The organism is Leclercia sp. AS011 (genome assembly GCF_037152535.1).
Taxonomy (GTDB): domain Bacteria; phylum Pseudomonadota; class Gammaproteobacteria; order Enterobacterales; family Enterobacteriaceae; genus Enterobacter.
On the sequence record NZ_JBBCMA010000001.1, the window covers coordinates 339,007 to 356,903 of the forward strand.

General features: G+C 57.6%; 16 protein-coding genes. 5 read left to right on the top strand and 11 right to left on the bottom strand.

Annotation, left to right across the window (positions count from 1 at the left end; translation table 11 throughout):
* Nucleotide 1 precedes the first annotated feature (1 nt).
* The 8 genes from WFO70_RS01530 to WFO70_RS01565 form a co-directional block, all read right to left on the bottom strand.
* On the bottom strand, nt 2-1,027 hold the full coding sequence (locus WFO70_RS01530; protein WP_337014329.1) for an ABC transporter permease: 1,026 nt from the start codon (nt 1,025-1,027) through the stop codon (nt 2-4).
* Nucleotides 1,027-2,127, bottom strand: a complete 1,101-nt coding sequence (locus WFO70_RS01535) for a microcin C ABC transporter permease YejB (RefSeq protein ID WP_337014331.1) — start codon at nt 2,125-2,127, stop codon at nt 1,027-1,029. Before WFO70_RS01535 ends, WFO70_RS01530 begins: the two co-directional genes overlap by 1 nt.
* Before the next feature lie 9 nt (nt 2,128-2,136).
* Entirely contained in the window at nt 2,137-3,942 is a 1,806-nt protein-coding gene (locus WFO70_RS01540; protein WP_337014333.1) for an extracellular solute-binding protein, read from the bottom strand.
* 75 nt (nt 3,943-4,017) lie between these two features.
* Complete coding sequence (locus tag WFO70_RS01545; RefSeq protein ID WP_337014335.1) at nt 4,018-5,574, bottom strand: cyclic di-GMP phosphodiesterase; 1,557 nt, start codon at nt 5,572-5,574, stop codon at nt 4,018-4,020.
* 180 nt (nt 5,575-5,754) lie between these two features.
* A complete protein-coding gene (mepS, locus tag WFO70_RS01550) occupies nt 5,755-6,324 on the bottom strand; it encodes a bifunctional murein DD-endopeptidase/murein LD-carboxypeptidase (protein WP_337014337.1) in 570 nt (189 codons plus the stop codon).
* 426 nt (nt 6,325-6,750) lie between these two features.
* A complete protein-coding gene (locus WFO70_RS01555) occupies nt 6,751-7,455 on the bottom strand; it encodes a phosphatase PAP2 family protein (RefSeq protein WP_337014339.1) in 705 nt (234 codons plus the stop codon).
* Nucleotides 7,456-7,488: 33 nt separating this feature from the next.
* Nucleotides 7,489-8,475, bottom strand: coding sequence for a CobW family GTP-binding protein (locus WFO70_RS01560; RefSeq protein WP_337014341.1), 987 nt, complete (start codon nt 8,473-8,475; stop codon nt 7,489-7,491).
* 120 nt (nt 8,476-8,595) lie between these two features.
* Nucleotides 8,596-10,062, bottom strand: a complete 1,467-nt coding sequence (locus WFO70_RS01565; protein ID WP_337014343.1) for a mannitol dehydrogenase family protein — start codon at nt 10,060-10,062, stop codon at nt 8,596-8,598.
* A gap of 205 nt (nt 10,063-10,267) precedes the next feature.
* On the opposite strand from WFO70_RS01565, the gene uxuA reads away from it, so the two are divergent.
* The gene (gene uxuA / locus WFO70_RS01570) at nt 10,268-11,458 is read left to right on the top strand and encodes a mannonate dehydratase (RefSeq protein WP_337014345.1); all 1,191 of its coding nucleotides are present in this window, start codon (nt 10,268-10,270) and stop codon (nt 11,456-11,458) included.
* A 122-nt stretch (nt 11,459-11,580) separates the two neighbouring features.
* On the opposite strand, the gene yeiP is transcribed toward uxuA, so the two are convergent.
* Nucleotides 11,581-12,153 carry an elongation factor P-like protein YeiP gene (yeiP, locus tag WFO70_RS01575; RefSeq protein WP_014884579.1) on the bottom strand — a complete coding sequence of 191 codons (573 nt, stop codon included), beginning with the start codon at nt 12,151-12,153 and terminating at the stop codon, nt 11,581-11,583.
* A gap of 163 nt (nt 12,154-12,316) precedes the next feature.
* On the opposite strand from yeiP, the gene WFO70_RS01580 reads away from it, so the two are divergent.
* Nucleotides 12,317-12,571: a YkgJ family cysteine cluster protein gene (locus WFO70_RS01580; protein WP_166183005.1), complete on the top strand. Its 255-nt coding sequence runs from the start codon at nt 12,317-12,319 to the stop codon at nt 12,569-12,571.
* Here WFO70_RS01580 and setB read toward each other — a convergent pair.
* Together setB and WFO70_RS01590 are read right to left on the bottom strand one after the other, a co-directional pair.
* Nucleotides 12,568-13,749: a sugar efflux transporter SetB gene (setB, locus tag WFO70_RS01585; RefSeq protein ID WP_337014348.1), complete on the bottom strand. Its 1,182-nt coding sequence runs from the start codon at nt 13,747-13,749 to the stop codon at nt 12,568-12,570. The two genes, WFO70_RS01580 and setB, sit on opposite strands and share 4 nt — an antisense overlap.
* Nucleotides 13,750-13,822: 73 nt before the next feature.
* Entirely contained in the window at nt 13,823-14,065 is a 243-nt protein-coding gene (locus WFO70_RS01590; protein ID WP_337014350.1) for a hypothetical protein, read from the bottom strand.
* A gap of 42 nt (nt 14,066-14,107) precedes the next feature.
* Here WFO70_RS01590 and fruB point away from each other — a divergent pair, with 42 nt between their 5' ends.
* From fruB to fruA, 3 genes are read left to right on the top strand one after another with little or no spacing between them, the layout of a single operon-like run.
* Complete coding sequence (fruB, locus tag WFO70_RS01595) at nt 14,108-15,238, top strand: fused PTS fructose transporter subunit IIA/HPr protein (protein WP_337014352.1); 1,131 nt, start codon at nt 14,108-14,110, stop codon at nt 15,236-15,238.
* Nucleotides 15,238-16,176 carry a 1-phosphofructokinase gene (gene fruK / locus WFO70_RS01600; RefSeq protein ID WP_039031046.1) on the top strand — a complete coding sequence of 313 codons (939 nt, stop codon included), beginning with the start codon at nt 15,238-15,240 and terminating at the stop codon, nt 16,174-16,176. Before fruB ends, fruK begins: the two co-directional genes overlap by 1 nt.
* A gap of 16 nt (nt 16,177-16,192) precedes the next feature.
* Nucleotides 16,193-17,890, top strand: a complete 1,698-nt coding sequence (fruA, locus tag WFO70_RS01605; RefSeq protein WP_337014355.1) for a PTS fructose transporter subunit IIBC — start codon at nt 16,193-16,195, stop codon at nt 17,888-17,890.
* Nucleotides 17,891-17,897 lie beyond the last annotated feature (7 nt).

Consider the following 17,897-nt stretch of genomic DNA (forward strand, 5'->3'; position numbering starts at 1 on the left):
CTTACACCGCCTTATTCGGGTCAAAGGCATCGCGCACCGCTTCGCCAATAAAAATCAGCAATGAGAGCAGCACGGCGACGGAGAGAAAGGCGGCGATCCCGAGCCAGGGCGCCTGCAGGTTGTTTTTGCCCTGCAACAGCAGCTCGCCCAGTGAAGGCGACCCCAGCGGCAGGCCGAAACCGAGAAAATCGAGCGAGGTCAGGGTGGTAATGGAGCTGCACAGAATAAACGGCAGGAAGGTCAGGGTCGCCACCATGGCGTTCGGCAGCATGTGGCGGAAGATGATCCCGCGATCGCTCACCCCCAGCGCCTGGGCGGCGCGGATGTAGTCGAAGTTGCGGGTGCGCAGGAACTCGGCCCGCACCACCCCCACCAGCGCCATCCAGCCAAACAACACCGTGATCGCCAGCAGCCACCAGAAGTTAGGCTGAACCACGCTGGAGAGCAGAATGATCAGGAACAGCGTCGGCATCCCGGACCAGACTTCAATGAAGCGCTGCCCCCAGAGGTCAATTTTACCGCCGTAATAGCCCTGAATCGCCCCGGCCAGCACGCCCATCACGCTGGAAAACAGGGTCAGCATCAGGCCAAACAGAATGGAGATCCGCGTCCCGTACAGAATACGCGCCAGCACATCCCCGCCGTTGGCATCGGTGCCAAGCCAGTTTTGCGCCGAGGGAGGAGAGGGGAACGGGGTCGTGGTGGCAAAGTTAATGCTGGTGGCACCAAAGCGAACCGGGGTCCACAGCACCCAGCCGTGTTTGTCGAGCTGGGCCTGCAACCACGGGTCCTGATAATCTGCCGCGGTGGCGAAGGGGCCGCCAAAATCGCTTTCGCTGTACGTTTTCACCACCGGGAAATACCAGCGATCGTTAAAGTGCACCAGCAGCGGCTTGTCGTTGGCAATCAGCTCTGAGCACAGGCTGAGGACGAAGAACAGGGCGAAGATCCACAGCGACCAGTAGCCGCGGCGATTGTGACGAAAGCGAGCCCAGCGGGCCTGATTGATGGGGCTTAAGCGCGGCATCAGCGACCCTCAAAATCAATACGCGGATCGACCAGCGTATAGCAGATATCGCTGAGGATATTCAGCAGCAGGCCAATCAGGGTGAAAATATAGAGCGTGCCAAACATCACCGGATAATCCCGCGAGACGGTGGCCTCGTAGCCGAGCAGCCCCAGCCCGTTGAGGGAGAACATTACCTCAATGAGCAGGGAGCCGGTAAAGAACATGCTGATGAAGGTGGCCGGGAAACCCGCGATCACCAGCAGCATGGCGTTGCGAAAAATGTGTTTCCACAGGATGCGCCGCTCGCTCACCCCTTTGGCGCGGGCGGTGACCACGTACTGCTTGCGGATCTCATCGAGGAAGGCATTTTTAGTCAGCATGGTCAGGGCCGCAAAACCGCCGATCACCGTCGCCAGCACCGGCAGGGTGATGTGCCACAGATAGTCGGTGATCTTCTTGTACCACGGCAGGCTGCTGAAGTCGGTCGACACCAGGCCGCGCAGGGGGAAGAGATCGAAGTAGCTCCCGCCGGCAAAAAAGACGATCAGCAGGACGGCAAACAGAAACGCCGGGATCGCATAGCCAATAATAATGAAGGTACTGCTCCAGATATCGAACCGGCTGCCGTTGTCCATTGCTTTGCGGATGCCGAGCGGGATCGAGACCAGGTAAATAATCAGGGTGCCCCACAGCCCCAGGGTGATGGACACCGGCAGGCTCTCTTTGATCAGATGCAGCACCGAGGCGCTACGGAACAGGCTGTCGCCAAAATCAAAGCGCAGATAGTCACTCAGCATTTTGAAGTAGCGTTCGTGGATCGGTTTATCAAAGCCGTAGCGCTGGGTGATCTCGGCGATCACCTCCGGATCCAAGCCGCGCCCGCCGCGATAGTGGCTCTCATTGATATTGCCCACCCCGGTGCGGGCGTGGCTGGCGCGCATCCCTTCATCGCCCCCGCCCCCGCCGGGCATTGCCCCGCTGTTACCGAACTCGATGGCGGCAATGGCCTGATCCACTGGGCCGCCCGGGGCGATCTGCACGATAAAAAAGTTGATGGTGATGATCGCCCACAGGGTGGGGATCACCAGCAGTAAACGACGAAGTAAATAAGCGCCCATTGCGTATCCTCAACGCCGCTCGGCGGGTAATTTCGCCGCTTTGTTAACGTCATACCACCAGTTTTCAAATCCGAGCGCGTAGACCGGGCGCTGGGCCGGCAGGGCGAATTTATCCCAGCGGGCTACGCGATCCTGGGCCATAAACCACATTGGTAGCATGTAATAGTTCCAGGTCAGCACCCGATCCAGCGCCCGCCCGAGAGGCAGCAGCTTCTCTTTATCGCCCTGAGCAGCCACGATCTGCACAATCAGGGCGTCGACGGCCGGGTTTTTTACCCCCGGCGCATTATAGGTTGAGTCAATATACTGTGAGGCCCAGGAGATCTGCAGGTCGGTGCCTGGCCAGGGCATGGCCCGCCACAGGCGCGGCATCATATCGTAATCGCGGCTGCGCATCCGGTTGGTGATCTGTGAATTATCCACCTGGCGAATGTTCATGGTAATGCCCAGCCGTTCAAGATTGTGCTGGAACGGCAACACCCACTGGTTATTGCCGCCGGAGGGCAGCAGCAGTTCAAAGCTGAGCGGTTTACCGGTTTGCCTGTTGACCCGCTGCCTGTTTTTGATTTCCCACCCGGCCTCGTCCAGCAGCTGGCTGGCCTTCAGCAGGTTATTACGATCGTAGCCGTCGCCCTTTGAGACCGGCGGCTGGAAGATGCTGGTAAACACCTCGGCGGGAACGGCGCTTTTCAGGGGCCCGAGGAGCGTCAGTTCCGCAGCATCCGGATAACCCTTCGCAGCGTACTCCGTGTTCTGGAAATAGCTGTTAACCCGGCTGTAGGCCCCGTAGAACAGCGCCTTATTCATCCACTCGAAATCAAAGGCGAGGGTGATGGCCTGACGCACGCGGCGATCGCTGAATACCGGGCGCTGAATATTAAACGCCAGCCAGCGGGTATCCTGAGCGGAATCGTTTTTCAGCGCCTCTTTTACGATAAAGCCGCGGTCAAAGTTTTTCCCGGTGTAGCGCGTGGCCCAGTTTTTGGCGCTGCTCTCCACCCGCATATCAAAGGCACCCGCTTTAAACGCCTCGAAGGCCACGTTGTCGTCCAGATAGTAGTCGTAGCGCAGGGTGTCAAAATTCCAGCGGCCCCGGTTCACCGGCAGGTTGGCCGCCCAGTAATCTTTCACCCGGGAGTAGATCAGATACTGACCCATCCGCCAGCTGGTGATGCGATACGGCCCGCCTGCCAGCGGTGGAGTGGAGAGCGGATCGCTGAGCTTATGGTCTTTCCAGAACTTTTCGGGCATCACCGGCAGGGTCAGCAGGCTCAGCATGTCCTCTTTATTGGGGTTAGCGAGGGTAATGCGCACCGTCAGCGGGGCGATAGCCGTCACCGTTGCCCCTTTATAGACCAGCCGGAACTGCGGCACCCCTTCGGTCATAAATTTATGGAAGGTGAAGGCCACGTCGCTGGCCTTCACCGGCGTGCCGTCATGGAAGCGCGCCTGCGGGTTAATGGTCAGCTCCATCCAGGAAAAATCATCGGCGTAGCGCGCCATCTCCGCCACCAGCGGATAGTAGCTGCCCGGCTCATCGTCAGAGGTGGTAAAGAGGGTATCGTAGAGGGCGTCGGTACGCTCGGCCGCCACGCCGCGCAGGGCGTAGCGGTTGAAGTTATCGAAGGTGCCAATAGCCGCAAGGGTAAGGCTACCTCCCTTTGGCGCGGCGGGGTTCACATAGTCGTAGTGATCGAAGTTAATGGCATATTTCGGCTCGCCAATCACCGCGAACGCGTAGCTCTCTTTGATGGTTTGCGCCTGGCTGAGTCCACTCATCATCACCAACAGCAGCACTATCATGCGCACAATCATTCCGCTACGTTTTCCTCTTCCAGTCTGGCCGGGCCGAATACCTGAATAATAAGTGACGTAGCGGTGGTTGGGAAATTATTCGCTATCCAGATGGACATCCGGTTTCCAGGTCATCAGCTGCTGCAGGCCCATCGGGCGGCTGATCCAGTAGCCCTGCAGATACCTGACCCCATGCTCGCGCAGCCATTTCGCCTGCTCGGGGGTCTCGACACCTTCGGCGACGGTCACCATATTGAGCCGCCGGGCGAGGGTCAGCACCGCGTCCAGCACCGGGGAGGTGACGGTCTCCATGCCGATAGCGTTGACGAAGCCCCGATCGATTTTGAGATAGTCCATGGTAAAACGCTCAAGATAGATCAGCGCGCTGTGCCCGGTACCAAAATCATCCACCGCGATTTCAAATCCTTCCAGATGCAGCCATTCAAAGAGCTTTGTTGCTTCCCGCTGGTTCAGCATATCGCGCTCGGTAATTTCGAGCACAATCTGGAAGTGATTCGGCGGCAGCGAGGCGGCGAATTTACGCATATCGTCCTTGAAGCTGTCGGCATGCAGATGGCCCGGAGCGATATTAATCCCCAGCTTGGAACCCGGCGGGAGGCATTTTTTCAACGCCGGGGCGTCGCGCAGGATCAGGTCGAAGAGATGCAGCGTCAGGGGCACGATCAGCTTCTGCGCCTCCGCGTAGCCTATAAAGGCATCCGGCGGGATCTCCCCGGCGCCGGGATGGTGCCAGCGCATCAGCACCTCTACACCGCCCGGCTGCAGGGTAGCCGCGTCCACGACCGGCTGATAGACCACGTGAAACTGATTCTGCTTGATGCCGGTGAGGATCTCTTTACGCGGGTTGGCGCGGTTCATCAGCCCGTAGAAGCAGAGCACCCCGATGCTGGAGCCGCACATCAGACCAAACAGCAGCGCAAATTGTAGATCGGCCAGCGTCCAGGTTTCGGCATACAGATTAATGGTCAACGGCAACCCTTCGATCCGGCTTGTGCGCGCAGGGTGGTCTTCCAGGTTCGAAATGTGGATTAAACGATTTGAATAGGTCGAAAAAGAGGTGTTGCCAATGATAAGGGCAATACCGGCAAACTCATCCTGACGGGCGGTATAGAGCAGATAAGGGGTCAGGTTGAGATTGATTGAGGTAAACACTCCGCCGTTATCCAGCAGCGGATTGCGATGCCATAACACAATAGCCGGTTTTTTCGGCATCATCGGCGTGCCGGGCAGCAGGGCCATATCGACCTCTTTAGTGATGTCGATATCCGGCACCAGCTCGCTGAGCGGAACATGCATCGGACCGGTCGCTGACGAGCAGAAGGCCATTTTATCTTTCACCAGCAGAAAGGCACGGACGTTGAGGCTGAATGCGGCGCGGGAGGTTAATTCGGAACTGACCTCGTGGCACTGGCTTAAGGTCAGCGGCTGCAGTTCATCAATAGAGACGCGCAGCTCTTTGAAATAATCCGCCATATAGTCATGGAGGTCAGTAATCAGGTTATCGTATTTCACTTGCCGTTTGTGATAACTGAAAAAAAACTGCATACCGCCGCAGAGCAGGGCGACAATAAGACCGGCAAGCACGCTGAGCATCAGCACTTTGCGACGGGTTGATAAATGGCGGGTAAACATAACTGTTATGGGATCCTGATGCGCCGCCCGCGTTATCATGACGGCAAAACACACGCTACTACCAGACTATAGCCTGGAACGACCAGACCTGAATCTCATGTTGAGATACAAAAAAAAGCACTGCCGTAGCAGTGCTTTTTTACCATGCTGTCAGCCAAGGGAAACGGACAGCACAGGCGGTTAACTGCGAGTCAGTACACGACGCGCTTCATTGTAGCGCTTCTTCCAGTAAGGCTCGTTCATATTGGAGATCGTCACACCACTGCTGGTGGACGCGTGGACAAACTGGTCGTTACCAATATAGATGCCGACATGACGGCCGGTAGAACCCGCACGGAACAGAACTAAATCGCCGGTACGTAAGCTGCTACGCGAGATCGATTTGCCCATTTCCTGTTGTTCATAGGTTGAACGCGGAAGTTCTAAACCAAACTGTTCGCGGAAAGTACGCTGTACGAAGCCGGAACAATCAATCCCTTTACGTGTGTCGCCGCCAAGGCGATAGCGCACGCCTTTCCAGCTAGCATACTGGTCCATTAATCGGGATTTAATATCCAGATTGCTGACCATCTTTTCAAATTCATCCTGAGAAGCTTGCAGTGAAGAGGCGTCTTCTGACCCCACAACACGCGTCTCAGGATGCATATTCTTTGCGGTATTCGATGCGCTACAAGCTGAAAGCAGAACCGCTACTGCAATCGCCGGGATCACCCGTGAGAAGTATCTCAAGATCGGTTGAGATTTGACCATGTTGTTTATTATCCCTTGAAGTCCTTAACGACAAATATCGTTATAAAAAATGCCAAGCGAGACGAGACTAAATACCTGCGCACTATCAGACAATTCTTTATGGTCAAATCTGTGGCGAATCGCACAAATTTATTTACAACGATAATAATTGCAGCGCTGAGGTAAAACGAGTCTGAGAGTACCCGATCGGGGCGGCCATTGCGAGCAAAAATATCCAATTTTTTATAAGAAAATGTGATACCGAAAGATGACAGGCGGGATAGCAATAGGGCGGGCTAATTTAGGTTAAGTATTGTACAACGCGTTAATTTCTAACGTGATTATTATTACAGGAAGATGACGACGGCGATATCTGCAACAAGAAAATCAATCAGGGATCGAAACTAATCCCTGACTGAAACTATTAATTTGTGTTAGTAACTTGTTTTAAGATTGTTGAATTACCCGGGGCAGGTAGCGATCAAAAAAGCCTATTAACCGCTCGCTCAAAGGGGTCATCAGACACCATGGAAGCCCAATCAACGCCACTGAAAGGGATCCAACGGCAATATCGCTGAACCAGTGCGCGCCGATCATTACCCGTGGAAAAGAGAAAACCATAAAAATAATCAGGGCTAATGCGAAAGTCTTATGACCAAAATAGCGCCACATAAAAGCGGTGAAAATAAGCAGCATCATCCCGTGATCGCCCGGGAAACTGTCTTTTGAGGCGTCTTTTGTTGAAATATGCAGCAATTCACTGACGCGGTAGATATCCGGGAAAAAGAGCGTCGGACTGGCGCGTTTCACCGGGATCAGGGCCTGCGCCAGCTGGTTCAGCACCACTGCGGTCAGCAGCATCACCAGGCCAATCATCAGAATGCGACGACGTCCGGCAGCACTCTCGTTGCGCCAGAAGGTCAGCATCAGGTAACCCATCGCCAGCAGGGAGCAGACGTCAAAGGCGCGGTTGTTGGTGATCGCCACCAGCCACAGGAAGGCGCGGCTTTCAACTAACTTGTGGTTGAAAAAGTGGAATATCCCGCTGTCCAGCGGGAACCAGAAACCATGGTTAGCCGGCAGATACCAGGACAAAAACAGGGCCAGGCCAGCAATGTTAAGCAGTAAAATAGGTAATAGTCGGGTTTTCATCATCACGCCGTAAGCAGTTAAAACAGGGCAACGTTAGTTGCCCGAACTTAAACGAAGCTTCAACAAGCTGGACTGTAAGGCGTTCCAGTCGGTGTTAACCGCACTAATTAACTCTATTCGGCTATCCGGGGGGGCCACACCCTGCGTCTCGATGTGAAAATCGGCCCCCTGGCGATTAACCTGCAGCAGCCCCTCAGGAATACGCATCACCCCTTTCACCCGTTCAACCGGTGCCAGCCGCACCCACTCCAGCAAACCGATGGTGTCGAAGCAGGTGTCGGCGTCGAACACCCAGCCGCAGGCCTGATGTCCCTGGCCGCTGTTCAGGCTGCGACGCCAGCGCTGGTGGGCTGGCAGGCTCAGCGCGGCCAGGCCCTGTTTTTCGCCGTGGCTGTGGGCGTGGGCGGCGCTGGCGGGCAGTTCAGCCAGATTACGCCGCGGCAGGTCGAGCAGGGCATTATCAATATTCCCCTGCGTGGTGTACGAAAGCTGGCGTTCGCCGCCGAAGTGCTGCCACCAGACATCCAGCGCGGCGCGGCTTTCCGCGGTGGCGCGGTCCTCTTTATTGGCGATGATGATGTCGGCGGCGGCAAGCTGATCGCGGAAATTCTCGTTCTGGACATATTTTTCGTCCAGCAGCTGGCGCGGGTCGAGCAGGCACAGGGTGGCGCGCAAATCGATCCACGGCTCATAGACCGGGGCGGTCAGCAGGTCGAGGATCTGTTTCGGATGGCCCAGCCCGGTGGGTTCAATCAGCAGCCGGTCGGGCTTGCTCTGACGCAGCAGGGTGTTCAGCCCCACCTGCATCGGCAGGCCGTTCACGCAGCACATGCAGCCCCCCGGGATCTCCTTCACCAGCGCCCCGTTATCGGCCAGCAGCGCGCCATCAATGCCGATCTCGCCAAATTCATTGACCAGCACGGCCCATTTTTCAGCAGGATCTTTATTCGCCAGCAGATGCAGTATCGACGTGGTTTTCCCGCTGCCGAGAAAGCCAGTAATGAGATTGGTTTTAGTCACAGGTGCTCCAGGGGTGATAAATGTAATGCTATAACAATTATCAGTAATCCTGCCGCAAAAGAACAGCCCCGGAAAGGGGGAGGGCGAACGGGAGGCCTCCCGCTCGCCTGAACGCACCGGTTAACCCTGAAGCGTATCGATAATGGCCTGACGCGCGCCCGACTGGCGGATGCGCTGGTAAGCCGCGCTGACGGCCTCCACGAAGGATGGATCCTGCGGCAGGTCGGTGCCGAAAATTTCAGTAAGTGCCAGCAGGGCGACGACGCGCTCCTCTTCGCTGCTGGTTTCGACAATGGCGCGGATTTTATCGCTCAGCGGATCGCGGACATCGATGGCATGACCGGCATCGTCCACGCCGCTGACGTAGCGCATCCAGCCCGCAACCCCGAGGGCCAGCAGCGGCCAGGCGGTGTCGCGCTGGCGGTGAAGACGAATGCTCTCCAGCATTCGCTGGGGCAGCTTCTGACTGCCGTCCATCGCAATCTGCCAGGTGCGGTGTTGCAGCGCCGGGTTAGCGAAGCGCGCGATCAGGCTGTCGGCATAGGCGGTGAGATCCACCCCGGTGATGCGCAGCGTCGGGGCCTGTTCTTCCAGCATCAGGCGACGGGCGGCGTCACGCAGGGCGCTGTCCGCCATGCAGTCGTTGATATGCGCGTAACCGGCCAGATAGCCGAGATACGCCAGGAACGAATGGCTGCCGTTAAGCATGCGCAGCTTCATCTGCTCCCACGGCAGGACGTCCTGCACCATCTGTACCCCGGCCACTTCCCACTCCGGGCGACCGGCGACAAAGTTGTCCTCGATCACCCACTGGATAAAGGGCTCGCAGCTGATGGCGCACGGATCCTCAACGCCCACTTCACGGGCGATCTCCGCAAGGGAGTCGTCGGTGGCGGCGGGCACGATCCGGTCCACCATGGTGCCTGGGAAGCTGACGTTGGCGGCGATCCACTCCGCCAGCTCTGGCGAACGCTTGTGGGCCATGCCCAGCACCGCGTTTTTCACCACGTGGCCATTATCGGGAATGTTATCGCAGGAGAGCACGCTGAACGGTGCCAGGCCCCGTTCGCGACGGCGATGCAGGGCTTCGACGAGGATCCCCGGCGCGGAGTGCGGCGTATCCGGATTTTCCAGATCGTGAATGATGCGTTCATTGCGGGTATCCAGCTTGCCGGTGGCCGGATCGATGCAGTAGCCCTTTTCAGTAATGGTCAGGGAGACAATCGCCACCTGCGGCTCGCAAAATTTCTCAATAATGGCCGCCAGGGAATCCAGCTTCGCGTTCAGGCATTCATGCACCGCGCCGACGATAATCGGCTGATTACCTTCGGCCCCTTTTTCCAGCACCGTAAACAGATGATCCTGCGCGCGTAGCTGGCTCATCAGCGTATCGCCGCTAAACAGGCTAATCTCACATATCCCCCAGTCGCCGCCGTTGGCGTTCAGCACCCGATCGGTCAGGAGCGCCTGATGCGCGCGATGGAAGGCACCAAAGCCGAAATGGACGATACGGGAGCGTAACGCCTGGCGATCGTACTGCGGCTGTAACACGTGAGCGGGTAGCGCGGTGGAGGCAATTGTCTTCATGAAATACACACCTGATTAACCATTAATTAACAATGCCAGTGTAAAGTTATATGACAACAAATTGAATTGGTGAGCCGTAAATATCCGGGATCTGTGAGATGGATCAATCAATATAGCGAGACACATTGACCTCTCCGGGCAGGCATGTATGGTAGTCGTCATCTTTGTAGATAATATTGGTATAACAACTTTAGAGGGTGAATCAATGGAACAAACCTGGCGTTGGTACGGGCCGAAAGACCCGGTTTCTCTTGATGATGTGCGTCAGGCTGGCGCAACGGGCGTTGTCACCGCACTGCACCATATTCCCAACGGCCAGGTGTGGCCGGTAGAGGAGATCAAAGCGCGTCAGGCGCTGCTGGCCGAGAAAGGGCTGACCTGGTCGGTGGTCGAAAGTATTCCGGTTCACGAAGAGATCAAAACCCACTCCGGGGACTACCAGACCTGGATTGCTAACTACCAGCAGAGCATTCGCAACCTGGCGGCCTGCGGCATTGATACCGTGTGCTACAACTTTATGCCGATCCTCGACTGGACGCGTACCGACCTGGAATACGAAATGCCGGACGGCTCAAAAGCGCTGCGCTTTGACCAGATCGCCTTTGCCGCTTTCGAGCTGCACATCCTGAAACGCGACGGCGCGGCGGCAGACTACAGCGCAGAGGAGCAGCAGCAGGCGCAGGCATGGTTCGACAACGCCAGCGATGCTGATATTGAAAAACTGACCCGCAACATTATTGCCGGCCTGCCGGGTGCGGAAGAGGGCTATACCCTCGACCAGTTCCGCGCGCGTCTGGCAGAGTATGGCAACATCGACAAAGCCCAGCTGCGGGAAAACATGGCCGTCTTCCTGCGCGCCATCGTACCGGTAGCGGAAGAGGTGGGCGTGCGGCTGGCGGTCCACCCGGACGATCCGCCGCGTCCGATCCTCGGCCTGCCGCGTATCGTCTCCACCATTGAGGATATGCAGTGGCTGAAAGAGACGGTCGACAGCATTTATAACGGCTTCACCATGTGTACCGGCTCCTACGGCGTGCGTGCTGATAACGACCTGGTGCAGATGATTGAGACCTTCGGCGACCGCATCCACTTCACCCACCTGCGGGCCACCTGCCGGGAAGATAACCCGAAAACCTTCCACGAAGCGGCACATCTTGGCGGTGACGTGAACATGGTGGCGGTAGTCGATGCGATTCTGGGTGAAGAGCAGCGCCGCAAGCGGGCGGGCGATCTGCGTCCGATTCCGTTCCGTCCGGATCACGGGCACCAGATGCTGGACGACCTGCGTAAGAAAACCAACCCGGGTTATTCCGCGATTGGGCGTCTGAAAGGGATGGCGGAAGTACGCGGCGTGGAGCTGGCGCTGAAGATGACGAAGTATCCAGAACTTCTGTAGGTTCAGTTGCCGGATGGCGGCTTCGCCTTACCCGGCCTACAACAGCACGAATAAAAAAACCGGCTCAATGGCCGGTTTTTTTGTAGGCCCGGTAAGCGCAGCGCCACCGGGCAAATGCCAAATTAGTCAGCACGACCCATATAGCGTTTTTCTTCGATATGGATGCGGATTTTCTCGCCTGCGGAGAGGTATTCCGGCACCTGCACTACCAGACCGGTGGTCAGGGTCGCGGGTTTGTTACGTGCGGAAGCAGAGGCACCTTTAATGCCCGGTGCGGTTTCCACGATCTCCAGATCGACGGTCTGCGGCAGCTCCAGCGCCAGCAGGACGCCGTCCCAGGTCAGGACCTGCATATCCGGCATCCCGCCTTCAGGGATAAACAGCAGCTCTTCTTCGATCTGATCTTTGGTGAAGATGTACGGGGTGTAGTCTTCTTTATCCATAAACACGTATTCGTTGCCGTCAACGTAGGAGAAGTCGACATAACGACGGGTCAGGGTAACGGTATCCACGATATCGTCGCCTTTGAAACGCTCTTCAACTTTCAGACCGGTACGCACATCAGCAAAACGCATTTTGTACAGCGTTGCTGCGCCACGGGCGCTTGGTGCCTGAATATCGATGTCTTTCACAATCAGCAGCTTGCCGTTGTAATTCAGCACCATACCTTTCTTAATTTCGTTCGCTCTTGGCATTGCAGTAATCCTGTTCACGGGAAGGTCAAAAATATCGCGTCAAAGTACTCGCGCGCGGCATTTCAGGCAAGAGGATTTCGCGGCTTTTGCTATCAATACGCAAAAGGTGTTACTGTGCGCGTCACGCCCGCGGGAGCGGCTTTCTTACAGGTTAAGTACGAATATGGATTGCCGTCCGGACTGCGGAGCATGTTGCACCGCGCCCTCCATCTCCAGCCCCATTCCCGGGATGCCCAACGGCAAGCCTGCCAACACTCCCTGCGTCCAGCTGGATGCACAACAGCGCTGTAAAATCTTCGGCTCGAGCTTGCGGCCTAAAGTCTGTGCTGGCCTTCAGCCTTCGCCCGAGATGTGCAGCACCTCGCGCGGACAGGCCATGACCTGGCTACTCGAACTCGAGGCGCTCACTGCGCCTTAAATATCTTTGATACGCGTCAGGCAAAGCGTGGTGAGGATGCACATCCCCAGCGCGATCCAGAATACCGCGTGATAGCTCCAGATCTCGGCCACTACCCCGGCCAGCGAACCGGCAATAATCCAGCCCACGCGGGTAGTATTCGTGTAAAGCGTGGTGGCGGCACCCGCCTGGCCCGGCATCAGATCCTGGAAGTAGAGCATGCCAATCCCGGCGAGAATGCCAATATAGATAGCGTTCAGCAGCTGTAACCCCAGCAGCACCGCAGGCGTGTGCGCCGTCAGCATGCCGACATAAAATAGCAGACCCGCGACGGCGGCAACGCGCATCAGGAAGCGTTTACCGAAGCGTTTTGCGTAGTAGCCGGCAATCAGCATCGTCGGGATCTCCAGCCCGGCGGCCGTCCCCATCATCACCCCCGCCAGCTTCTCGGACAGATGCAGCTCATTAATGATAAACAGCGGCATATTGATGATGTACAGGCTGTTGGTGCCCCACATTAAGGTGCAAACCGTAAACAGCAGCAGGGCGTCGCGCCGGTTGCGGCGGGGGGATTCCAGCACGCCGGTCGCCAGCTTCGGCTCTTTGCGCATCGTCGGCAGGAAAAACCACACCATCGCGCCGCAGACCACAAACGCTACGGCGGCGCTGAGATACATCGCCGTGAAACCAAACCCCATCGCCAGAGCGTAGGCCAGCGGCGGGCCGACGACCCAGGCCAGCGACACCTGGGCGCGCAGGATCGAGCTGAACATCACCGCCTCGCGCCCGGTATGGTCGGCATGCTCACGCGCTAAAGCAAAAAGCTGCGGGTTGGCGGTGGAGCCAAAGCTGCTGAGAAACACGCCGATAAACAGCAGCACAAAATAGTTACGGTTCCAGGCGAACAGCACGCAGGCAAACACGCCCATCAGGCAGCAAAAGACGATCAGCGATTTGCGGTCGCCTTTCTTGTCCGAACGCCCGGCCAGAAACTGGCTGACCAGGATGCCGATGATGGCGCTGCCGGTAAAGAAGAAGCCGACCATGGCCGGACGGACGTGCACCTCGTTGGAGAGGAACAGGCTCAGGGTAGGGGTTTGTAACGCCCCGGCAATCCCGGTAAGGAAGGCAACAATTAAAAACGCCGAGGAGGTCAAATCAAATGACTTCGGGGAGGCGGCGGCGGGGGTCGTGTGCATGTTTCTGTATCAGTGATATGAAGAGAGGCGGAGTTTACGCCGCTTGTCAGGAAATAGACAGCTATCCACATCTTCAATCCCACAAAAAATCAAAAGGGTATTTCACCCTGTCGCTGCGCTTGCTGAAGTTGCTGAAGCCGAGCGGTTGCATCCGCCCTGGCAGCGTCCGCCTGAAGCAAAAATGTGCTGTAACTCTAAATTCTGCAAGCTGAAATGACGCATTACTTGCAAGCTGACGGAGAAAGCGCAAGACTTCTTGAAACGTTTCAGCGCTAATTGGTTTATCTAACTCAAACGGATTGGCGCCTTTTTTCACAGTTAAGCTGAAACGATTCAATTTCAGCAGGAGTGGAGAACCATGTTCCAGTTATCCGTGCAGGACATTCATCCCGGCGAACAGGCCGGTAGTAAAGAAGAGGCTATCCGGCAGATCGCCGCTGCGCTGGTGCAGGCGGGCAACGTCGCCAACGGCTACGTTGACGGCATGCTGGCGCGCGAGCTGCAGACCTCAACCTTCCTTGGCAATGGCATCGCCATTCCCCATGGCACCACCGATACCCGCGATCAGGTGCTGAAAACCGGCGTTCAGGTTTATCAGTTCCCGCAGGGCGTGCTCTGGGGCGAAGGCCAGGTGGCCTATGTCGCCATCGGGATTGCCGCCAGCAGCGATGAACACCTCGGCCTGCTGCGTCAGCTGACGCACGTCCTGAGCGACGACGCGGTGGCTGAACAGCTGAAATCCGCGACGACCGCTGAAGAGCTGCGTGCCCTGCTGATGGGTGAAAAGCAGAGCGAAGCCCTGAAGCTGGATAACGACACCCTGACTATGGACGTAGTAGCGTCCGATCTGGTGACCCTGCAGGCGCTCAACGCCGGTCGCCTGAAGGAGGCCGGTGCCGTGGATACCGCCTTCGTGGCGCATGCCGTTAACGATAAACCGCTGAACCTCGGTCAGGGCGTCTGGCTGAACGACAGTGCTGAAGGCAACCTGCGCAGCGCTATCGCCGTCAGCCGTGCGGCCACCGCATTTGATACCGCCGGGGAAACCACCGCCATGCTGGTTACCGTGGCCATGGCCGATGAGCAGCCGGTTGAGGTGCTGAAGCGACTGAGCGACCTGCTGCTGAACAAAAAAGCTGAACAGCTGCTGAAAGCCGATGCCGCAACCCTGCTGGCGCTGCTGACCAGCGACGATGTGAATACCGATGAACTGCTGAGCGCCGAGTTTGTGGTGCGTAACGAACATGGCCTGCACGCCCGTCCGGGCACCATGCTGGTCAATACCATTAAGCAGTTCAACAGCGAGGTGACCGTCACCAACCTCGACGGCAGTGGCAAACCGGCCAACGGTCGCAGCCTGATGAAGGTGGTAGCGCTGGGGGTGAAGAAAGGCCACCGTCTGCGTTTCACCGCGCAGGGTGCAGATGCTGAACAGGCGCTGAAAGCGATTGGCGAGGCCATCGCGGCCGGTCTGGGGGAGGGCGCATAATGAGCAGACGTGTTGCCACTATTACGCTGAACCCGGCTTACGACCTCGTGGGCTTTTGCCCGGAGATTGAACGCGGCGAAGTTAACCTCGTGCGTACCACTGGCCTGCACGCCGCAGGTAAAGGGATCAACGTTGCGAAAGTGCTGAAGGATCTCGGGATCGACGTCACCGTCGGCGGCTTCCTCGGCAAAGATAACCAGGATGGTTTCCAGCAGCTGTTCAGCGAGTTGGGGATCGCCAACCGTTTTCAGGTAGTGCAGGGCCGTACCCGCATCAACGTGAAAATGACCGAGAAAGATGGCGAAGTGACCGACCTGAACTTCTCCGGTTTTGAAGTCACCCAGGCCGACTGGGAGCGTTTTGTGAATGACTCCCTGACCTGGCTGGGCCAGTTCGACATGGTCTGCGTCAGCGGCAGCCTGCCGTCCGGCGTCAGCCCGGAAGCCTTTACCGACTGGATGACGCGCCTGCGCAGCCAGTGCCCGTGCATCATCTTTGACAGCAGCCGCGATGCGCTGGTGGCTGGTCTGAAAGCCGCGCCGTGGCTGGTGAAACCAAATCGTCGCGAACTTGAGATCTGGGCTGGCCGTAAGCTGCCAGAATTAAAGGATGTCATTGAGGCTGCCCATGCCTTACGTGAGCAGGGTATCGCGCACGTCGTGATCTCTCTGGGCGCAGAGGGCGCGCTGTGGGTTAACGCCTCCGGCGAATGGATCGCCAAACCGCCGTCGATGGAAGTGGTCAGCACCGTTGGTGCCGGCGATTCGATGGTGGGCGGGCTGATTTACGGCCTGCTGATGCGTGAATCCAGTGAACACACTTTACGTCTTGCTACCGCCGTTGCTGCCCTGGCCGTCAGCCAGAGCAATGTCGGGATTACCGATCGTACCCAGTTAGCCGCGATGATGGCGCGCGTTGACTTGAAACCCTTTAACTGACAGCAGGAGAGGCATAATGAAAACGCTGCTGATTATTGACTCTGCCCTCGGACAGGCACGCGCCTATATGGCGAAAACCTTGCTGGGTTCGGCAGGACATAAAGCACACCTTGATTTCATCGACAACCCGGGCGATGCCGAACTGGTTATCGTGCTGGGCGACAAAATTCCGGCCGACAGCTCGCTGAACGGCAAAAAAGTGTGGCTGGGCGATATCAATCGTGCCGTTGCTCACCCGGAACTGTTCCTGAGCGAAGCCAAAGGCCATGCGGCGCTGTATACCGCCCCTGTCGCGGCGGCTGCGGCAACGGCGGTAACCAGCGGTCCAAAACGCGTGGTTGCCGTCACTGCCTGCCCGACCGGCGTGGCGCACACCTTTATGGCGGCAGAAGCCATTGAAACCGAAGCCAAAAAACGCGGCTGGTGGGTGAAGGTTGAAACCCGCGGCTCCGTGGGCGCAGGCAATGCTATCACCCCGGAAGAGGTGGCGGCAGCGGACCTGGTGATCGTGGCGGCGGATATCGAAGTGGATCTGGCGAAGTTTGCCGGTAAGCCGATGTACCGCACCTCAACCGGTCTGGCGCTGAAGAAAACTGCTCAGGAGCTGGATAAAGCCCAGGTCGAAGCGAAACCCTTCCAGCCTGCGGGCAACACCGCATCTTCGGCTTCCGAAGGCAAAAAAGAGTCCGCCGGGGCTTACCGTCACCTGCTGACGGGCGTCTCTTACATGCTGCCGATGGTGGTGGCGGGTGGTCTCTGTATCGCGCTCTCCTTCGCCTTTGGTATCGAGGCTTTCAAAGAGCCAGGTACTCTGGCGGCGGCGCTGATGCAGATTGGCGGCGGCTCGGCGTTCGCGCTGATGGTGCCGGTGCTGGCCGGTTATATTGCCTTCTCCATCGCTGACCGTCCGGGTCTGACCCCGGGTCTGATCGGCGGTATGCTGGCCGTAAGCACCGGCTCGGGCTTTATCGGCGGGATCATCGCCGGCTTCCTCGCCGGGTATGTGGCGAAGCTGATCAGCTCGAAGCTGAAACTGCCGCAGAGTATGGAAGCGCTGAAACCGATCCTGATCATTCCGCTGTTCTCCAGCCTGATTGTTGGTCTGGCTATGATCTACCTGATCGGTAAGCCGGTTGCGGGTATCCTCGAAGGCCTGACCCACTGGCTGCAGACCATGGGCACCGCCAACGCGGTCCTGCTGGGTGCTATCCTCGGCGCAATGATGTGTACCGATATGGGTGGTCCGGTGAACAAAGCCGCTTACGCCTTCGGTGTTGGTCTGCTGAGTACCCAGACCTACGCACCAATGGCGGCCATTATGGCGGCAGGTATGGTGCCACCGCTGGCCCTGGGCCTGGCGACTATTGTTGCCCGTCGTAAGTTCGACAAGGCGCAGCAGGAAGGCGGTAAAGCGGCGCTGGTTCTGGGTCTGTGCTTTATCACCGAAGGGGCCATCCCGTTTGCTGCCCGTGACCCGATGCGCGTTCTGCCGTGCTGTATCGTTGGCGGCGCAGTGACCGGTGCCATCTCCATGGCGATTGGCGCAAAACTGATGGCGCCGCACGGCGGTCTGTTTGTCCTGCTGATCCCGGGTGCGATTACGCCGGTGCTGGGTTACCTGTTTGCGATTATCGCCGGTACGCTGGTGGCAGGTCTCTCTTACGCGGTGGTGAAACGCCCGGAAGCAGAAGTGGTTGCCGCGAAAGCTGCATAATCCTTCT

Bases quoted from the DNA above. Each gene is read 5' to 3' on its own strand.
- fruK (WP_039031046.1), top strand. From the start codon at position 15,238: ATGAGCAGACGTGTTGCCACTATTACGCTGAACCCGGCTTACGACCTC.
- WFO70_RS01530 (WP_337014329.1), bottom strand. From the start codon at position 1,027: ATGCCGCGCTTAAGCCCCATCAATCAGGCCCGCTGGGCTCGCTTTCGT.
- WFO70_RS01540 (WP_337014333.1), bottom strand. From the start codon at position 3,942: ATGATTGTGCGCATGATAGTGCTGCTGTTGGTGATGATGAGTGGACTC.
- WFO70_RS01555 (WP_337014339.1), bottom strand. From the start codon at position 7,455: ATGAAAACCCGACTATTACCTATTTTACTGCTTAACATTGCTGGCCTG.
- mepS (WP_337014337.1), bottom strand. From the start codon at position 6,324: ATGGTCAAATCTCAACCGATCTTGAGATACTTCTCACGGGTGATCCCG.
- WFO70_RS01580 (WP_166183005.1), top strand. From the start codon at position 12,317: ATGGATTGCCGTCCGGACTGCGGAGCATGTTGCACCGCGCCCTCCATC.
- setB (WP_337014348.1), bottom strand. From the start codon at position 13,749: ATGCACACGACCCCCGCCGCCGCCTCCCCGAAGTCATTTGATTTGACC.
- WFO70_RS01565 (WP_337014343.1), bottom strand. From the start codon at position 10,062: ATGAAGACAATTGCCTCCACCGCGCTACCCGCTCACGTGTTACAGCCG.
- fruB (WP_337014352.1), top strand. From the start codon at position 14,108: ATGTTCCAGTTATCCGTGCAGGACATTCATCCCGGCGAACAGGCCGGT.
- uxuA (WP_337014345.1), top strand. From the start codon at position 10,268: ATGGAACAAACCTGGCGTTGGTACGGGCCGAAAGACCCGGTTTCTCTT.
- WFO70_RS01535 (WP_337014331.1), bottom strand. From the start codon at position 2,127: ATGGGCGCTTATTTACTTCGTCGTTTACTGCTGGTGATCCCCACCCTG.
- yeiP (WP_014884579.1), bottom strand. From the start codon at position 12,153: ATGCCAAGAGCGAACGAAATTAAGAAAGGTATGGTGCTGAATTACAAC.
- fruA (WP_337014355.1), top strand. From the start codon at position 16,193: ATGAAAACGCTGCTGATTATTGACTCTGCCCTCGGACAGGCACGCGCC.
- WFO70_RS01545 (WP_337014335.1), bottom strand. From the start codon at position 5,574: ATGTTTACCCGCCATTTATCAACCCGTCGCAAAGTGCTGATGCTCAGC.